Here is a 16,727-nt window from a genome sequence, read left to right on the forward strand (position 1 = left end):
CGGTTAAAGATACGTGGACGAGAATCTGAACAGGGACGGCGGATCCTGTCTCATTGCCTCAGCAGCCATCGGAAAAGTCGCCGCTGGCGCAATGGATATGGTTAGCATGTCGAGCCGATCAATCGCAATCTGCTGCTGAGCGTAGATACGGTTCAGGTTTGTGACCAAGAGCGGCTTCGAAGGCAGTGGCACACAACCAAATTACGCCAGCTTATAGGATGCGAAGGTGGCGCTATGGCAGGCCGTGATCATGGCTTGACCCTTCCTATGCAGCGCCACGAGAAAGTCCAGGATGGACCGTGCGGCGTTCACCTCACGTCCGATGGACCATCTTTCGAGCGGAACCTAACGGCTTGGAGTTGACGCGCTCCGCAGGAAGCCGAAGCTGAGACTGGAGAAAGTGGTTTCGAAGTCCGTTTCGGCCCAACTCGGCTGAGACCGCGTCCAAATCACATTCAGCAGCCATGAACCGTCAATCGGCAATGTGAAGGTCGCTCTGCCCGCCTGATCGGTAAGGCGAGATTCCAAGGGCGCGGCGTCGTCCTCCAAATGGGTCAACTTGACCAACGCTCCGGCCAACGGCCGGCCCAAATATAAAACCCGCACGGGAAACTCCGCGGATCGTGGGAGTGCATAAGGGCTGCGGTCCGGTACGATCTCCAGTGGTAAACCCAGGGGGCGAGTTATCTGCCCTTGAGGACCTGTGCCAACGGGGCCGACCTGCATTATCGATTTCGCACATCGGCTGTAATTTTCTGATCCATCGCGGTCCATGCGACCAAGACGGGTCCGCAAATCGAGCGCCGGGGTCAGTCCTTCGGCCTCGAGATAGTCGTTGAATCGGATTGACGGCAAATGTGTTTGAGCGAGGCTGTCCGTCTGAAGAACAATCACGTTCAACCCGGGTTTCTGAAGGGCGAAACTGCCATCTTCCGCACTGCCTCCCAAATTTAGCCCTGCCTTCAAATCTGTTCTCGCACCGTCGGGTCCCACCGCTTCGAAACGGACTATGCGGCGCAGCGGGATTGGCGATCGCTGGCGAGATGGCCCATGCCCTACCTGAAGAGTCATCCCAACGACGACGGCGGGTGAAATCCAGTATGAACTTGGCGCAATCCAGAAATCATGGGCGCCTGCGGGAAACGCACTGCAAGCAAACAGAACAGAAAGTGCGAGCCATCCGCGCGAGCGCAAAATCCGACTAAATTGGCTTCGCCCATCTCTTGTCATGACAGTTCCTATTCGAGGTGGTCAGGAAGATATCCGGGGGTGACATGAAGGAATGGCAGTGTTCCGGCAAGCACAGCGATCGCGATGAGCCAACTCGATGCCACCTTGATAGCGATCGATGCATTTAACGCGATCAACCCGGCTGCTGGGACGATCACTGTAACCGCAAGCAGCGCCCAGAAGGCGTCGGAGGGCACGCCGGAGAACGCTACCACCATGTGAGCCCAAACGCCTGCATTGACTGCAAGTGCAACGCTGCCTGATAGGCCGAGCCCGCGAGGCAGGTGAACAGCCGCGGCGGTGATAGCGGTGCTTATCCAGCATCCGAGAAATGCCATCTCGAGCCAGTCAGGCGGCAAATTCACCCGCAAAACTGAGGCAAGTATGCCGACGAGTGCGACCAAGCTCCACAATCGCGCGCGAAGCGGAGCAAAAGCGAGCGCGAGACCTAATGCCGCAAACAACAGCGCCGGTGGAAGTACCCCTCCCCTCACGGCCGTGTCGCCGCATATAGGAACCAGAGTCCGCTTGCTGTGATGAAGCCACCGGTCAGGCGGGTCGCCACTGCGCCCCAACGATAGCCGTTGAGGGCGCCAATCCCGATACCGAATACGTGTAACAAGCCGGTGGAGAGCACGAAGCCTGTGCTATATGCCACGGGGTCGGCCGCCGAGGGCAGTTCCTCCCCATGGGCATAGCCATGGAAGATTGCGAAAACACCGACGATAAGGGCGGCACACCAGATTGGAGCGGCCGCAGCGAAGGCGATGCAGCCGCCCAGCACCAGAACTGAAAGCGCGATGCCAACCTCGACGGCCGGCAGGCGCAAGCCGACCATTCCCAGCAGAGCGCCGCCTGCCATGACCGTCGGAAAAATTACCGGAAGCAAATAGATGAGCGGGCGTCCCAAATAGGCTCCCCATAGACCCACCGAAACCATGGCCAACATGTGATCTGCGCCGCTGAGCGGATGCAAGAACCCTGACGCGAACCCGCCAGGAAGACCGGTTCCCATGTGGGCCTGCGCCGAACTCGATGCGAAGATCAGCACGATTCCAACCAAGATCTTCATGGTCGATCTGCGACACGGAGCACCGCGGCGCATTTTAATGATCCACCCCTTTCGGATCGGGCGGCGCAAGGAACGGAAAGTCTGTTGCAGAAGGTCGATGCTCATCGCCAAGCAGACCGTCCCAAGCGATTTCGTTTGTGGTTCCTTGGACTAACAGAGATCGCCACATATTCGGTGTGTCGTAAACTGGGCTGCGGCCCCCGCAATCGGCGCGGTAGGCAGTCCGGCCGGCCAATGCTGCCAGTTCAACCGCCAGGAACTGCTTGCACTCACGGACCGCGCTGTTGACCCAGAGCCGGTCGTCAGCGAACATTTTAGCAAGCGCGCGATAGCGTGCCGGAGAAGCAGGCATCTTTTCCGCAAGCAGCTGATTGCCGCATTCTCCGTCAAGACTGTCCTGGAATGCCAACGAACCTTCGATCCGCGTCTCAAAGGTACCACCTCCTTTCACGCCGACCTCGTTGAACTTCTCACGTTCATCACCACTCGCATCGTCAGTCGAAAACGGAGAAACGCCCAGCAAAGTATTTCCAACAAACGGCCGGCCCATCCGATCGAGTAGTCGCTTCGAGGTGGCGGCGGAACCCCAGACCGCCAATATCGACCCCCCTGCCGAGATGGCGTCCAGGTCCACGGAGACAACGATCGCGGACGCCGTCCAATTGCCAAGGAGATTGGTTGCAGGACCGCCATCCGTGTGCCGCCATTGATCGGCAACCGCCTTCGTGGCTTTAGCGTCTAGTTGAGGACATCCGGCAGCATCGGGGGGGGCGCTTCCACCTTTCATGGCAGCAAGCCCCACGCCGTAGGCGCTAATTGAACCTTTGACATTGTTGTAAAAGGGATCGTCGCGCAGTCCCGCGAACAGCTGGAACCTGCCATTGCGGCTCCGTAGACCACCTATGTTGCTGGCATCCCCGTCCACCCGATCCGAGTTGCCAAGCTTGCAACTCGCTAATTTAGGCGTTGGGAAACGGCAGGTGATGGTCGTGGAAGCTGTCGTATGACCAAAGGTCTTCCCGCTATCGATATGCAGCACATATTGCAAACGGTCGGAAAGGCTGTGTCCGACCACTGTCATGACGAGATTCAACCGGCGACCATCAGGCGCTGTCCATGCGTACACGTCAGCAATATCCGCTTGGGGATTCGCGGTCATGGCGGGGGAATCGAAGTGATCAGAGCTCCACGCGGGCTCGATACCGCCGATACACAACGCTAGCATCGTCGCGGCGACAACCGCTCTCTGGGTCACATCCAATCGTTCATGCGGCATCGCGCGTACTCCCGTTTCCCGGCGTTTCAACAAAAGGCTCCGCTTCGCTACAGAATTGAGCCGAGATGAGGACACATCTATTGAACGAACGTATCGGCAATACCATTGAGCAATGGGTGGCTCGACGTAGACACAGGATGTCAATGGGCGGACATCCGCGCGATTGGATTACGACCTCAATGATTTGTGCTTTGACGAACTTGTCAGGCTCAGGCGGCCGAGCGCATTGCCCGATCTGCCGGCAAGACGGGCGTATCAAGCGAAGCCAGCAGCAAGCCAAGTTGTGGCGTTAGAGACAATCTGGAACACCGACCGCAGCAAAAGCAGCCAAAACGATACTGCCCTTTGTGCTCGCGGTGAATGCGCGCCGCAGGCCCAGCACGTGGCCGATCAACAATTCCTGTCGCCACCGAAAGAAGCAGGAGCAAGGCAGGTGACACTGAACGTGCAACTGGCGACCGGGCTTAGCCTTCGCCGCAATTCGGTTTCAACGCTTTGCCTATACGTGTCTGCCGTTCAACGTCAGCTGCTTGAAGTGATCATAGGTGTCAGCGATCTGCCGGCGGTGGGACAGCCATGCCGCCGTCTTTTATTGCACCGATACCAATGATGGATACTCTCCGGTCGCGTTGCCCGCTACACCGGTTTCGGCGAGCGTAGGGATATCTTTGAATGGCCATGGTCCCCGAAACCATATTGGATCCGCACCGCGACGGGGGTAGCGTGCTGAGAGCCTGCAAAATTGCTGAGAGATGGCGGTCATGGCAGGCTGATAATGCTCAATGTCTCCGAATTTCGCGAAGGAACACCACTATGTGTGAACGTGTGGCTGGTCGGCGCAAAGAATAGTAACCCAGCCTCGGAAGTGAATTCTGCTTGCTTCTGAGAGTGCAGCTGACGACACCAAGACGGGCAGAACAGGAAAGGGCATCGATGAGCGAAAAACTTCTCCACCCAGTAAAATTAAAAAGGGCATATGAGAGCCGTGACGTCAGCGACGGTACGCGGGTGTTGGTGGATAGGCTTTGGCCGAGAGGGGTGAAGAAGACGGACGCGGGCATTGATTTTTGGATGAAAGAAATCGCGCCGAGCACCCAGCTTCGGAAATGGTTTGGACACGACCCAGCACGCTGGGAGGAATTCCGCATGCGATATGTTGCGGAGATCAACGAGCATCGCGGTGAGCTCGACCGACTGCGCGATATGATACGGCAGGGAGCTATCACGCTCGTCTACTCGGCTCATGATGAAGCCCACAACGATGCCGTTGTCCTCAGAGATATTCTGCTGAAAGATTGGTAATCATGTCATATCGCTTTGCACGGACTACAATTACAACGGAAGCACCAAACTCGGCCGCTCATCGAAGCTGAAGTCGCATGTCCATCAAGTCTGAGGAACAGTTTCAGCCTCGTGAAGCAATCGCTCAAACCTAACAATCGTCTGGCGAATCAAATCGTGGGCAAGGTTGCTTTCGCCAAGACGCATAGCCGCCTCGCATTCATTGAGCATGGCGACAGCTTTCTGAATTTCGATCTTTAGATCATCAGTTTTTTCACTCATAGCCAGTCATAGCCCCACGGGCGCAACGCGGCAAATAATTACGCGCGCCGATCTACAATTCATGCTCCGACGCGGCGCTCGTAATTAGAAAAACCGACGGTATCGAACTCGTTCCGAGAGTGGAGGATTCGCTGTCCGTCATTGCGGTCGAGATGGACATGTCGAAGTTTGACCTTGTCAAAACCATCATCGGTGACTGGCTAATTGCCAACGCCTATCTGCCGGTGCCCCTTAATGGCCAAGGGATGAAGCGATGTCGTTGTGGCTCGCATGGAGGAGGTTGCACGGATGAGGGCGTTCTAATAGACAGACCCCACAAACGGGGACTTATGATGGACGAACACAACCACGACGTTCACCTGGCCGAGCTAACCGCTGATGTAGTCTCTGCTTACGTGGCCAATAACCCGGTTCCCGTGGGCGCCCTACCTGACCTCATAGCCTCTGTGCACGCGTCATTGTCTGGCATCCGCCAGCCAGTCGCAGCCGATCGAGCAGAGCTGATCCCTGCGGTCAATCCAAATCGGTCGATATTCCCCGACTACCTCGTAAGCCTAGAAGACGGGAAGAAATTCAAATCCCTGAAGCGACACTTGGCGACGTCACACAATCTTACGCCTGACGAGTATCGCACCAAATGGGGTTTGCCGCGCGACTACCCTATGGTGGCGCCGAACTACGCTGCCGATCGGTCCGCAATGGCAAAGTCAATTGGTCTAGGTCGAAAGACTACGCCAGCAAAGGCACCGGTTAAGCACAAAGCGAAGGAACGCGCCTGACTACCTAACACGAAAGCCGCCGTCCCATTCGCGAGACGGCGGACCTTCCCGTGCCCTACCCCGATATGTGTCTTGCAATTACGGAGCCAACAATAGTGCCCCATTCTGAGACGCTGACGTCGACGGCAATAATCGGTGCGTCGGGCTGCTGCCGCCCGGGCGGCTGCGACACCGGCAATTTTTTGTCTCGCGGAAATCGTCAAGTACGCGCTTGCGGGGCCGCGCTACCAGCTGCTCCAAGGATTGCACAAGCAAGGTAAGATCAGGGTCATTCGGAAACAGCCCAAAATCGTCGAGCGTCCCCTCGCGGGACGTCCATGCGCGTCACTGGCCGGATCGCCGGAATAGTCCGCTAGCCGGAATTTGGTCGCCCATCAGCGCGGGGCGAGTGCGGCAAGTGTCAAAGACATAATTAGGGCGATGCCGAGATCGCAACTGCGGCGATTAGTGGCAATGGACGCGTGTGCAAATCGAAACTCACCGCCGGGCCAGCCTATGCAGCTTGCTCCGCAAGCGTTGCAGGACCGGTATCGCGTTTCCCATTGATCAGGTTGAGAAGATGAGCTGCGGCGCGTGCGTCACAGAGTGCCCTGTGATGTCCTTTGAGGTCGATGTCGTACACGTCGCAGAGATTGGCAAGACTGTAGGATTTATGACCTGGGAATTGCTTGCGCATGGTCGCGCACGTGCAGAGTTTGGGAAACCGGAAGCGACGCTCGAGCCGTTCATATTCGCCGGAGAGAAAGCCGTAATCGAAGTTGACATTGTGGGCGACGAAGATGCCGTCGCCCATGAATTGCATGAAGCTGTCCGCGATCTCCGCGAAAAGTGGAGCGTCTCTTACCATAGCGTTTGTAATGCCGGTGAGCCGTGTGATGGCCGCCGGGATCGACCGCTGCGGGTTGATCAGCGACGTCCATTCATCGACAATTTCATGATTGCGGATTTTTACGGCACCGATCTCGGTAACACGGTCGCCATTCGACCAGCTTCCAGTCGTTTCGATGTCGACAACGACATATTCTTGATCAGGATCGAAGCGAAAATCGACACGTACGATTTCAGCCTTGATACCTGCGCTGGACAACTGACGCAGGCGCGTGAGTTGATTGCGGCGTACAGCGTCTCCTTCCGCCTTGACTTCAAGAAAAGCGACCTCGCCATTGAACTCGATCATCAAGTCTGGAAATCCGTCGCGCATAGCGCGAAAGTCTTCGCTCATGAGCCGAAGGATGGTGCTCACCCCGCCGGGATGAGCGGCAAGCAAGGGTCGTATCGCATCCATGTCGATATGATCCCAGGCAAAGAGCCCGTTCGGTGTCCCCCACTTTCCTGCGATGGTGCGCAAAATTAGGGCGAGCACGGACTGCGACGACACGGCAGACAGCTTCGCGTCAATATCGCGCGCGAACAGACGCGCGAAGCTCTTGTCTTTCAAGCAATGCGGCACCCAGTCGAAGCTCGAATGGAGCTGGCCAGACTCGAACAGCTCTTCCCAGAACAGCAAAGCGAACAGGCAGTGCCAGAGCTTATTCTCTGCATAGAAGACCGTGCGGCCCTGCCTTCGCATGACGCCCGCTACGCCAGCCTCAGGATTTCCGCGCCAGCTGTCGTCGACTGTGACGGTATGGCCGGCCCGCAGCAGTTCGGTGCAAAGCCCTGTTCTCCGACCGTTGAACTTGCGGGCATAAAAATCATTTGCAAAGACGAATTCATCATCGCTCGCCGGATCGTCAATCATCCTGCGAAGAAGCTCTTCCGACCCTTTTTTATCTCCCGTTGAGTAGAGCAAACGCGTCAGGCGCTCATTACAAACAAAGGATGAACCGGCACGATACAGTTGTATCGCAATTCCCTTCTCGCCGTCTTTTTCAAAAAACTGTCCTGCCTTGTGCGCCGCTCGGCTTTTCAATTCCTCGGCGTAGTCGGTTGTGCATTCGGGACCATCGAGAATTTCAGAAATAGAGGCGCGAAAGGTAACCTCGGATTTGATCTCAAATCGATCAAGTAGCCGGCTGTAGTGGAAGCTTGCATGAGCCTCTTCAGCGTCGGTGAAGCGGGCACTCAGGTTTGCATTTTTGTTGGTGCGCAGGATGCCGAGGTCGCGCAGGGCGAAGTTCTTCAAATCTCGCTCGGTCTTCCCGAAATACAGGTACAGCAGGAATTCGACCGGGGCCGTGTCGCCGAGCGCGATGAAATCATCGCCTCCGCAATGGTGATAGGCTGTCTCAAATGAGACGTTCGCCAGATAATATTCGACCACCTTTCCCTTCGCCCAGGACGTTCGCAGATCGGTGAGGCCGGCGTCCTTCCCAGCCTTCGTGAGCGCTTCTTTCGCATGGCAGACGATGAAGGATGCATAGTCGCTGTGCGCGAGTGACCGCACATATCCAAGGGCCCGGAGCACTGCCACGGCGCGGCCAGGGTTCGATATCTCGGCGTAACGAAAAGCCGACTGTCGAAAGATGCTTCCGCGCCGATTTATCATGCGGATCAGAAGGCACTGCGCATCCTTCGAAATTGTCGCAAAAGTCGCGATAAACGCGCGGTGTCGATCCGTCAGCACCGCACCATAGGTATCGCTGACGATGTCGAGCATTTCGGTGAAATGATCATGATAATAATAGACCGGCAACACAGGCAGCTTCATTCAGGTTCATATCCGCTACGCAGTTCGACGCATGCCATTCCTGAGAAGGCTTGAGCGATCGCTCTTCACGGAAGCAGTTAATAGCGTCGAGAAAATTGGCACGTTCTACATTTGTTCCAATCCTGAGAAGATGTCAACGTGGACCTCAATCCGATTGTTTCCTCATGCGTCGCTCAAACGAATCGTCACCTTCGGCTCCGGTCGGAAGCACATAGCTGGTGACATGTTTTTCGTGCCATCAGGTGCGATACACTCGATCGCCAACACGGCATGACAGCGCCGCGGATTTCGTCCTCGGTTTCTCACGAGAAGCCCGAGTACTTCGGGATGCACGCCTCAAGCGATTCGTGGCAAAAGCTACCAACTACCATGCAGCTGGCCATTTCGATCAAAACTTACATAGTCACGGAAGTGATGCGTTCATTGGCGCTGTTTATTAGAGGTACAGCGCCCACCTGGTTTACTGGGGAGGGATATCAACAATCTGGCACGGGTCGAGCACGATAGACATCACGCGATTCGGGAGATCCAAGTTATATTCTCCCAGCTCACCAGAGATGACAATTCCCGGTCGAATAGCCGAGACCAGCCGCAGCCGCGCGATGCTCTCTGCGTCATCTTTGGACACACGACAGAAGAATCCCTTTCCTGGCGTAAGAGCAGGTCCAACCTCGGCAGCGAGTTGGATGAGCCAAGATGATGGCTCCTCCGTGTAATCAGCAACAAAGGCCGTCATTTGAGCGACCCCTCGCTGCCGCAGCTTCGCTTCGGCTTCTCCAGCATTCAATGGGTTGGATAGGAGCACTAGGTGTTCTGCAAAGAGCTCCCGCATATCGTTATACGGCGGCAACTTTTGAGCAGCCGACCCTCCGTCCGCGTTCGACGAACTTGCGTCGGCTTGTGATACGGCGCCTATGGCTTCGCTTTTTTCGGCTTCTGCCACTTGCACACGAGATGAAATGCTCACCGGATCGAGCGTGACAATCAAATCATTGCCCGCAAGCTCTGGCGACTTTGCGACGAAATTGGCATACGGCGCGCAATTTAATACCGCACGTACGGCTGAGGCAGGCAAAGCCTCGTCCGCCCTGGTTGACGCCGATCCCGCGGTGATTTCAGTTGGCTTTCCATCAAGCTCTCCCGTCGGCAGCAAGCGCATGCGGACGGATGCCTGTCGTTTCGCATTCGCCGGAAAAGCCCAGCAATTAACGATGCTGGAACCGAGGTCGTCCAAGACCTGTCTATCGATCTCGGCTTTGGGTTTGGATGGCTGGTTACCAACCCTTGCCGCAGACGCAGACGGGGGCTGCGCACTTGTTAGAAAGGCAAGCTGAGGAGGGATGGTTTCTGGCGAAGCCATGAAGGAGACGCCCAGCGAGATAAGCCAGATCCAGATGTATTTTTGCGCCGACCTGTTTGTCACCGCTGCGCGCCTGAGGAAGTAGATGAGAGGCGTCAGGAGAACGAAGCCAACCATCATTGTGTCAGACTTAGCCAACCCGGTCTTGACCAGTTCACCACGGTCGCGAAGGGCAAGGACGAGAGTGGCCAGAGTCGCTCCGACATAGACGGCTGCCAAGGCCCCATCAGCGAGATTGCGGGTTGCGAACCAAGCCGCTAGTACGAGCACCGTGATGAGCAGAGGGGAGCCAGCAAGCAGATATGCGTAAATTTCCGAAGACTCCGGATGCACAAACTTAGCAGTCTGGCGCCCGATCATCGGAGCTAGCTGCGGAGGTTCTACAAGCTGCGGCAGAGGTGGCGCCGACAGATCATCCCTGAAAAGGCGCGTTTGATTGGCGACTTTCCATTCCGTACCAAACTCCGCCGTCCAGACGCGAGTTTCCGGATCCACTTCGCCAGCAGCGATGATGCTTGCCAACTCGGACTCGTCTACCGGCCCGATGGATTTTCCGTCCCGCTCGTAAAACCAAAGCGACATGTTAGTTCTCCGTGAAATCAAGGATGTTGCGCAGCTGTGCCGTGATGGAGCGCGCCGAGACTTGGAATTGCCGGCGGACGGTCGGTTCCGTAGAGCGGGAATGTCGAGTATACTCCGTGGTGGAATACTCGACAAGGCGCTGCTCTCTCGTTCATGACAATACGAGAGGTGCTGGCCTTCAACTTGAAGGCACTGAGAGGCGAGCTAGGGCTTTCGCAGGAGGAGCTTGCTCATAGGGCGGAACTCGACAGAACCTATGTGAGCTCGTTGGAGAGGAACGTCTACAGCGCTTCAATCGACGTGGTTGATCGACTGGCCAATGCGTTAAACGTGGACGCTTCGGACCTTTTGAAACGACCGAAGACAAAGAAATGATGTCCTAGCCACTGAGTGCTGCGCGTCGTTTTGATTCATGGCGGCCCACGCAAAAAATGGCGTCGTGCGGGACGATGTGCTGTCGTCCTTTGGGCCTTGGCCGCTCGTGGGCCATGCGGCAGGCATCGAGCGAGATCCGCGCATAGCCGCTACTATCGAAGAGGATGAGAGAGCGATGGCTGACACGGCGGACGACCGTCCAGTGGTTGAGCGAGCCGAAGACTGACAACACTACGGCCTGACCCGGTTGTCCAACCCAATCGCCGATACGACGCAAGAGCTTTTCAAAACATGGCCGTTCGTCTCGAGCCAGCATAGGTTTTGCTCGGATGGTCAAGTCGTGTTCGGTCGCCATATGCGAGATCGCGACCTTCAGCAAATATTTTAGAGGCCGTGTATCGATACCGTTCGAAGCGGCGTGAGCCGCCCCTACAGACCGATCAACCGATTCCAGCAGTGCGACAAAAAGATCTTGCCAGTCGCGTTGGCGCAGAAGATTCGCTTGAACGCCAAGCGCCAGTCGAACCGCGTTTACGACAGCGTAAACCCCACAGAGGCCATCGAGCTCGCCCTGGCGAAAGGGCAGCGGTGCGTGATGTGACATCAGGCCTCCTCCCTCCCAGGCTTCGCGGGTCGGAGGGGAAGTCGACTACAGTGGTGTCCGAGCGGGCACCAATGGATTTCGCAGGGGAGAGTGTCACGAATGTTGTTCCCATTGCAGACGGACAGTTCGTCCGCGGCGCAGAAACGCCAGACCGCATGCTGCAGCGCTCGTGGCGAGATGGAGAGGGTCGGCTTGCCAGCCATTTTTGCTGCGAGGTCGCGCAAGATAAACTCACAGCCGACAGCGCTGTAGCAGAGTTGCCCATAGAGATGGTCAGCTTGATAGGCAGCATGGATGCCAGTCCGGTGAAGAAAGTTATGCACCAGCGAGTCGACGACGACGACTGATGCGCCGACGGCGTGCCATCGTTGGCGATCGGGACCAGCGTTGAGGAGGATTTGCGAGAGCATCATGCCGGCAAGCTTGCGTGAGACGCCAACGACTTGCGTGAAAGCCGCCAGAAGCTCTTCGCGTCCGGCGGAGACCGGGTCTTCGCTGGTGCTGGTCACATCAAGCAATCGGTCGATGAAGGCAACCAGATCGCCACGGCAGACGTCGCGGATGAACAGATAGAGTGAGAAAGCTTGCTCGTTAAGAACACCCTTCCTCAATGCAAGCTTCGGCACAGGGCACGTGGCCAGGCTGTCGGGATTAGCGCAGGTCTGAATTGCCTTGCGATAACGGCAACCGCGATAGCTATCAAAGTCAGCCAGTTTCGGGCAGAGTTCCTGCTCGCTGGAAAGCCATTCTCTGCTGAGCGCATTGGTGACGCCGTACCATTCGGCGTTGCCGTGCTTTTCGATATAAGCGCGGGCGTGTGAGTCACGAATCCCCTGGTAGCTAAAACCGTCAATCAGTGATCGGTACAGCCAGGAAGTATCGGAATTGGCAATTGCCTCTGACGCATCTGAGGATTGGCCGAGCGCCAATGGATCAATGCCATGATGTTCTGACTGGGCTGGCAGAGTGACCAGCGCTGCCATCATCGCTCGGGCGTCATCAATTGTTTTCACCATCGTCATGTGCCTCTCAATATTCATCGGCGCGCATGACGGTCATGACGCGAGAGGTGACGTTTCGGTCGGAGGCATCGGGTGAAAGAAACTGCCGTTTGAGGTCATAATAGTCGATTTTCCAAATGATTTTGACGCCGTCGACGGTCATGACAGCACAGTCATGCTCGCCGTTGGGGTCGTTCTCCGGTGTGAAAGCATCGAAGGCGGCGATTGCGGCGATGGTCTTCGTTACGGCCGATGCGCCAAGGCCGGCGATACCAGCGGTAATGACAATTGTTCCACCAAGGCGTCGGATCCTAAGGTCGTCGTTGAGTTGACGGATTTTGACTAGGTTTTCATCGAGCATTCCCCGGATCATTTCGATATCAGCCGGTGACATTCCGTTGTCTTTCTTGGTCATGAGTTTTTCCTTTCTTGAGCACGAGCGAAGGCGGCACGGCAGCGATTGCTGCCGAGGCGAAGGTGATTGGATGGTCAGTGGGGGTTAGAGGAGACGCATCAGCTTGCGTTGGGCGGTAGCGTCGCCGTCGATGTAGGATTGGGTGGTATTCAGCGACTTGTGCCCGGCCAGCTGCTGAACGTCGCGCAGCGAACCACCGGCTTTGTGGATCATGCGAGCGGCGTGGGTGATGAAGGTTCGGCGGCCCGAATGTGATGAGCAGCCTTCGAGGTTCAAGTTGCCGTAGACGCGAGCAAACCAGTTGACGATGGTTTTTGCGCTCATTCGGTCTCTGCGTTCCGACACGATGACTGGCCCGGTCAGGTCGGCACCGCGAACGAGTTGCTTGAGCGCCTGGCTGATCTCAGGATGCATCGGAATGCGTCGACCGCTTCCTTTCTTCGCCGCCCACCCAGGCAACTCGATCAATGGCGCGATTTTGCCATTCGCTGTCGATACCATCGACCAATCGAGGGCAGCGATTTCGCAGGCTCGAAGGCCAGCACGAAAACTCAAAAGTACGATTACACGATTTCTCAGCGGCAGTCGGCTTCGCTTGCTCCAAGTCAGAAGCGCGCGCAGTTCCGACGGCCGCAGCAACTTTGCTGGCTGACCTCGCATGTTGAATTCCTTGTGTGTTTGGTGGCGGTTAAAACGGCCGGCTATCTTCGACAAAGCTCAACCAGTTGACACAATCACAATGACACATTTACGAGTTAAATGCAACTTGAGATTGCACAATCACCTTTTGGCGGAATAAATGTGCCTTCGGCGGGCGCGTTCCCGCCGAAGGCAACCGAGGTTCAAGCGCTCGGTGCAGCAAGCGCTACGCGGCGCCGCGATGTACTAAACGACGGCAGGTTCGGCCAATCACGCCACGACAACGTTAAGCGGTCGCTGGAGGGATCGGCGGCAAGGACAACGGCCTCCCACCAGCCGTCCTCGCGGCCGACCGTGGCAAGCACAGTCGAGCCAACGACAATACTAGACCAAAGATCCAGCTGTTGCGCCGGTGCCGTGACGGGAGGCTGGTCGGCGACGCTGCCGGCATCGGCTGGTCGCAGCTCGTGCTCGGTGCCGATCAAAGCCGCGAACTTTTCGTAGACATCGTGTTTTACAAACGCACAGACGACCTTGCCGGCCGGCGACACTCGACCGACCGGTATCTCTTTTGCCAGGACGGCAAGCTCGTCGGTCGACGGGACCACTACGGCGACACGCTGCGCGTGTGCGACAGTAAGAGCTGCGCCAATCGCATCCCCCGCGAACGTGCACGCACGCGGTCTGCCTTCAACGCTACCGTCAAGAATAACGGCAAATTTCTCCATCTCAATCTCCATTGCTGTTTATTTAGTCACGATAGAACATAACATGAACAAACGGCAAAGTCAAATGTAGATGTAAATATAACTGAATATAGGAATAGAGCAATCCGCCGCAACGGTTCCCTAGAGAGGCTAAGCGGTGAATTAAAAACCTGATACTGTCTACTCTGAGCCGAGCGCAAGCTTCCGACGATTTACGAAACGGAAAGGGGCACTGAAGGCGCCCTTTTCACATGCTCGGGCTTGCGATCGAAGATAGTGATTGAAGTAGGGCGCAACTCATCCGAGCAGCAGGGAGATAAGGTAGGCGCAACCAGTGGCGTTTCGTTCTGCGCTGCGGCTTGCGAATTTGAGAGTACTGTGCAGCAATTTCTACGTAGGTCAGCGTTTCGGCAGTTGGCAACACGGACCGACTTGTCAACGCGGGTCCCAACCAACGGCCCGATGCCACTTCACCCGAAGGCTTACAGTACGAGAGATGCAACGATGGGCAAGAGATCGCGAATTTAGAGACTGATCGCGCCGCCAGGCATATCTCATCTCGTCGTCAGCTCTTAGGCCGGAAGGGGACTGTCTGCTTATGGGGCGAAATCGCAAATAAGCAGTCCTCCCCACCAACGCGTCATAGCAGAGCCATCAATCGACGAAGCGAAACGACCGGTCTCATCTCGCCGCGCGGAAAATGCCTCATGCAGCATCCTCTCCTTACGGATTTGGGGTTGAAGTTTACCGCTTTCCGCCGGCCATCTTCGTGGAGGAAGTTAATCGCCGCAGGCTGAGCATCGCCGCGGCACCGATCAACGGTCCCGGAACCGAAAGCAGGAATGCCCAACGCCAGCCGCCAAGCAAGGCCGCCACGTGAGGGATCAATCCGATGACCAGCACTGTAAGCGCAAAGCCGAGCCCGAGTTGGACTGACAGCGCTGTGCCGACAAAGCGCCTGTCGCCAAGCTCCGTCACCGCCGCGGAGAACTGCGCAGAATCACCGATGACTGAGATGCCCCAGACGACGGCGATCAAGACGAACAGCCAGAGCGGACCGTGGAAGACAAAGCCGATAGCCAGCGCGCAGAGAGCAGACACAATCATCATTCCTGCCGTGGTCAGGCTGCGATCGAAGCGGTCAGACAACACGCCGCCAAGCAGGCAGCCGGCGACTCCCGCAGCGATCGCGCAGAACGTCAGCAGTGACGCAAAAGCCGGCGACGGTTGACCCTGCTCTTCGAGCGCGGCCCTGGCATAGGTGAGCAGCCATGTCCACATGGCATAGAGTTCCCACATGTGGCCGAGATAGCCGATATTGACCAGGAGCAAGGGCCTGTCCCTGAAGATTGCGCCGATCTGGCGCGGATCGAACATCGCCTTGCCGAATGCATGCGGTCCTTCGCTGGCGAAGAACCAGAAAAGCGCAGATCCGATGAGTGTCGCGGCGCTTGCGGCAAGCACCACTGATCGCCAGTCGAACGAACCGGTGAGTGCCCGAAACAGATGTGGCAGTGCCGAGCCCAGTGTCAGCGCACCGATCGTGGCGCCGAGTGCGATGCCCCTTTCTCGTATGAACCAGGTCGAGACCAGCTTCAGCGCCGGAGGATAGACACCGGCCAACGCAACGCCAGTGACGATCCGGGCAGCGACGATGCCTACAGGGCCGGGCTGCAGAAGCAGACAAGCATTGGCGGCAGCGGCAAGCAGTGAAGAAACCGCCATCAGGCGGTTCAGTCTGACGACATCAGGCAGATTGACGAGGCTCGAGATAAGCGCGCCTGCAACGAAACCGATCTGCACGCCATTGGTCAGCCAGGCTTCGATGGCGCCCGAGAGATGCCACGCCGCCCTCAGCTCGGGCGTAATCGCGGCCGCTGAAAACCAGGTGGTCAGCGACAGGACCACTGCGAGGCAAAGTAGGCCAAGAACCCTCCAGCGATGGATATCCTCGACAATGATGGCCTTGGGCGCGCTATCTGGACCCAGCTGGCACACCATGGCAACCACTCAGCCGCGTGCCAGCGGCACGGTGAACACCGTCGCAGTGCCCGTCAGGCAGACTTCACCAGCCTCATTGCGTACTGAGGTCTCGATCTTGCAGATCGGCTTGTCGGGACGCACCTCCTTGATCTCGACGCGGCCGGTGATCATCTCGTCGATGCCGACCGCCTTCACGAATTTCCAGGCGACCTCGAGGAAGACGGTACCAGGGCCAGGAAGGTCCTCGGCCACAACTGCATTGAGGATGCCGGAGGTGACGCCGCCCTGGACGATCAGCTTGCCGAAGACAGATGCCTCGGCGAGCGCCTTGTCGTAGTGCAGCGGGTTACGGTCGCCCGTCATTTCGGTGAAAGCATGGATGTCTTCCAGGCGTGTGCGTCGCGAGCGTTCGGCAAAATCGCCCACTTGTGGCCGACCCTTGACGATGCCAATCCATCCGTCCTTCGTCTGTGCACTCATCGATGTATCTC

General features: G+C 57.0%; 18 protein-coding genes. 4 read left to right on the forward strand and 14 right to left on the reverse strand.

Annotated elements, in window-relative coordinates; genetic code table 11:
* Positions 1-345: 345 nt before the first annotated feature.
* The 4 genes from NLY36_RS31525 to NLY36_RS07270 form a co-directional block, all read right to left on the reverse strand.
* Positions 346-1,230 carry a DUF4198 domain-containing protein gene (locus NLY36_RS31525; RefSeq protein WP_081726953.1) on the reverse strand — a complete coding sequence of 295 codons (885 nt, stop codon included), beginning with the start codon at positions 1,228-1,230 and terminating at the stop codon, positions 346-348.
* An 8-nt stretch (positions 1,231-1,238) separates the two neighbouring features.
* Positions 1,239-1,634: a hypothetical protein gene (locus tag NLY36_RS07260; protein ID WP_155923333.1), complete on the reverse strand. Its 396-nt coding sequence runs from the start codon at positions 1,632-1,634 to the stop codon at positions 1,239-1,241.
* An 86-nt stretch (positions 1,635-1,720) separates the two neighbouring features.
* A complete protein-coding gene (locus NLY36_RS07265) occupies positions 1,721-2,302 on the reverse strand; it encodes a HupE/UreJ family protein (RefSeq protein ID WP_023734901.1) in 582 nt (193 codons plus the stop codon).
* A 34-nt stretch (positions 2,303-2,336) separates the two neighbouring features.
* Positions 2,337-3,608, reverse strand: a complete 1,272-nt coding sequence (locus tag NLY36_RS07270; protein WP_156933155.1) for a hypothetical protein — start codon at positions 3,606-3,608, stop codon at positions 2,337-2,339.
* 133 nt (positions 3,609-3,741) lie between these two features.
* Between NLY36_RS07270 and NLY36_RS07275 the strand changes: the two genes are divergently transcribed.
* Both NLY36_RS07275 and NLY36_RS07280 read left to right on the forward strand, forming a co-directional pair.
* Positions 3,742-4,188, forward strand: a complete 447-nt coding sequence (locus NLY36_RS07275) for a hypothetical protein (protein ID WP_155923334.1) — start codon at positions 3,742-3,744, stop codon at positions 4,186-4,188.
* Positions 4,189-4,511: 323 nt separating this feature from the next.
* Positions 4,512-4,880: a DUF488 domain-containing protein gene (locus NLY36_RS07280; RefSeq protein ID WP_023734903.1), complete on the forward strand. Its 369-nt coding sequence runs from the start codon at positions 4,512-4,514 to the stop codon at positions 4,878-4,880.
* 84 nt (positions 4,881-4,964) lie between these two features.
* On the opposite strand, the gene NLY36_RS07285 is transcribed toward NLY36_RS07280, so the two are convergent.
* Positions 4,965-5,141 (reverse strand): hypothetical protein, encoded by a 177-nt coding sequence (locus tag NLY36_RS07285; RefSeq protein ID WP_155923335.1) that lies wholly within the window; start codon positions 5,139-5,141, stop codon positions 4,965-4,967.
* A 158-nt stretch (positions 5,142-5,299) separates the two neighbouring features.
* On the opposite strand from NLY36_RS07285, the gene NLY36_RS07290 reads away from it, so the two are divergent.
* Positions 5,300-5,920: a Ros/MucR family transcriptional regulator gene (locus tag NLY36_RS07290; protein WP_502882030.1), complete on the forward strand. Its 621-nt coding sequence runs from the start codon at positions 5,300-5,302 to the stop codon at positions 5,918-5,920.
* A gap of 493 nt (positions 5,921-6,413) precedes the next feature.
* Here NLY36_RS07290 and NLY36_RS07295 read toward each other — a convergent pair whose 3' ends face one another.
* Positions 6,414-8,570: an exonuclease domain-containing protein gene (locus NLY36_RS07295; protein ID WP_023734906.1), complete on the reverse strand. Its 2,157-nt coding sequence runs from the start codon at positions 8,568-8,570 to the stop codon at positions 6,414-6,416.
* 460 nt (positions 8,571-9,030) lie between these two features.
* Positions 9,031-10,512: a cell envelope integrity protein TolA gene (gene tolA, locus NLY36_RS07300; RefSeq protein WP_023734907.1), complete on the reverse strand. Its 1,482-nt coding sequence runs from the start codon at positions 10,510-10,512 to the stop codon at positions 9,031-9,033.
* Positions 10,513-10,665: 153 nt separating this feature from the next.
* Between tolA and NLY36_RS07305 the strand changes: the two genes are divergently transcribed.
* Positions 10,666-10,887 (forward strand): helix-turn-helix domain-containing protein, encoded by a 222-nt coding sequence (locus tag NLY36_RS07305; RefSeq protein WP_023734908.1) that lies wholly within the window; start codon positions 10,666-10,668, stop codon positions 10,885-10,887.
* 4 nt (positions 10,888-10,891) lie between these two features.
* On the opposite strand, the gene NLY36_RS07310 is transcribed toward NLY36_RS07305, so the two are convergent.
* The 7 genes from NLY36_RS07310 to NLY36_RS07340 all read right to left on the reverse strand — a co-directional run bounded on the left by NLY36_RS07310 (position 10,892) and on the right by NLY36_RS07340 (position 16,716).
* A complete protein-coding gene (locus NLY36_RS07310; RefSeq protein WP_023734909.1) occupies positions 10,892-11,491 on the reverse strand; it encodes a hypothetical protein in 600 nt (199 codons plus the stop codon).
* The gene (locus NLY36_RS07315; RefSeq protein ID WP_050590569.1) at positions 11,491-12,513 is read right to left on the reverse strand and encodes a hypothetical protein; all 1,023 of its coding nucleotides are present in this window, start codon (positions 12,511-12,513) and stop codon (positions 11,491-11,493) included. The genes NLY36_RS07310 and NLY36_RS07315 overlap by 1 nt, the downstream gene beginning before the upstream one ends.
* 7 nt (positions 12,514-12,520) lie before the next feature.
* Positions 12,521-12,907: a DUF3768 domain-containing protein gene (locus NLY36_RS07320; protein WP_245260138.1), complete on the reverse strand. Its 387-nt coding sequence runs from the start codon at positions 12,905-12,907 to the stop codon at positions 12,521-12,523.
* A gap of 84 nt (positions 12,908-12,991) precedes the next feature.
* Positions 12,992-13,621 carry a tyrosine-type recombinase/integrase gene (locus NLY36_RS07325; RefSeq protein WP_023825052.1) on the reverse strand — a complete coding sequence of 210 codons (630 nt, stop codon included), beginning with the start codon at positions 13,619-13,621 and terminating at the stop codon, positions 12,992-12,994.
* A gap of 128 nt (positions 13,622-13,749) precedes the next feature.
* Positions 13,750-14,274 carry a hypothetical protein gene (locus tag NLY36_RS07330; RefSeq protein ID WP_155923336.1) on the reverse strand — a complete coding sequence of 175 codons (525 nt, stop codon included), beginning with the start codon at positions 14,272-14,274 and terminating at the stop codon, positions 13,750-13,752.
* 723 nt (positions 14,275-14,997) lie between these two features.
* Positions 14,998-16,254, reverse strand: coding sequence for an MFS transporter (locus NLY36_RS07335; RefSeq protein ID WP_050591480.1), 1,257 nt, complete (start codon positions 16,252-16,254; stop codon positions 14,998-15,000).
* Between the two features lie 9 nt (positions 16,255-16,263).
* The gene (locus NLY36_RS07340) at positions 16,264-16,716 is read right to left on the reverse strand and encodes a MaoC family dehydratase (RefSeq protein WP_023734915.1); all 453 of its coding nucleotides are present in this window, start codon (positions 16,714-16,716) and stop codon (positions 16,264-16,266) included.
* Positions 16,717-16,727 lie beyond the last annotated feature (11 nt).

It is taken from the genome of Mesorhizobium sp. C399B, assembly GCF_030323185.1.
Lineage (GTDB): Bacteria > Pseudomonadota > Alphaproteobacteria > Rhizobiales > Rhizobiaceae > Mesorhizobium.

Excerpts from the sequence above, each read along its gene's own strand:
- NLY36_RS07305 (WP_023734908.1), top strand. The coding sequence starts at position 10,666 with ATGACAATACGAGAGGTGCTGGCCTTCAACTTGAAGGCACTGAGAGGC.
- NLY36_RS07335 (WP_050591480.1), bottom strand. The coding sequence starts at position 16,254 with ATGGTGTGCCAGCTGGGTCCAGATAGCGCGCCCAAGGCCATCATTGTC.
- NLY36_RS07265 (WP_023734901.1), bottom strand. The coding sequence starts at position 2,302 with ATGAAGATCTTGGTTGGAATCGTGCTGATCTTCGCATCGAGTTCGGCG.
- NLY36_RS07330 (WP_155923336.1), bottom strand. The coding sequence starts at position 14,274 with ATGGAGAAATTTGCCGTTATTCTTGACGGTAGCGTTGAAGGCAGACCG.
- NLY36_RS07290 (WP_502882030.1), top strand. The coding sequence starts at position 5,300 with ATGTCGAAGTTTGACCTTGTCAAAACCATCATCGGTGACTGGCTAATT.
- NLY36_RS07340 (WP_023734915.1), bottom strand. The coding sequence starts at position 16,716 with ATGAGTGCACAGACGAAGGACGGATGGATTGGCATCGTCAAGGGTCGG.
- NLY36_RS07310 (WP_023734909.1), bottom strand. The coding sequence starts at position 11,491 with ATGTCACATCACGCACCGCTGCCCTTTCGCCAGGGCGAGCTCGATGGC.
- NLY36_RS07315 (WP_050590569.1), bottom strand. The coding sequence starts at position 12,513 with ATGACGATGGTGAAAACAATTGATGACGCCCGAGCGATGATGGCAGCG.
- NLY36_RS07285 (WP_155923335.1), bottom strand. The coding sequence starts at position 5,141 with ATGAGTGAAAAAACTGATGATCTAAAGATCGAAATTCAGAAAGCTGTC.
- NLY36_RS31525 (WP_081726953.1), bottom strand. The coding sequence starts at position 1,230 with ATGACAAGAGATGGGCGAAGCCAATTTAGTCGGATTTTGCGCTCGCGC.
- NLY36_RS07280 (WP_023734903.1), top strand. The coding sequence starts at position 4,512 with ATGAGCGAAAAACTTCTCCACCCAGTAAAATTAAAAAGGGCATATGAG.
- NLY36_RS07295 (WP_023734906.1), bottom strand. The coding sequence starts at position 8,570 with ATGAAGCTGCCTGTGTTGCCGGTCTATTATTATCATGATCATTTCACC.
- NLY36_RS07320 (WP_245260138.1), bottom strand. The coding sequence starts at position 12,907 with ATGACCAAGAAAGACAACGGAATGTCACCGGCTGATATCGAAATGATC.
- tolA (WP_023734907.1), bottom strand. The coding sequence starts at position 10,512 with ATGTCGCTTTGGTTTTACGAGCGGGACGGAAAATCCATCGGGCCGGTA.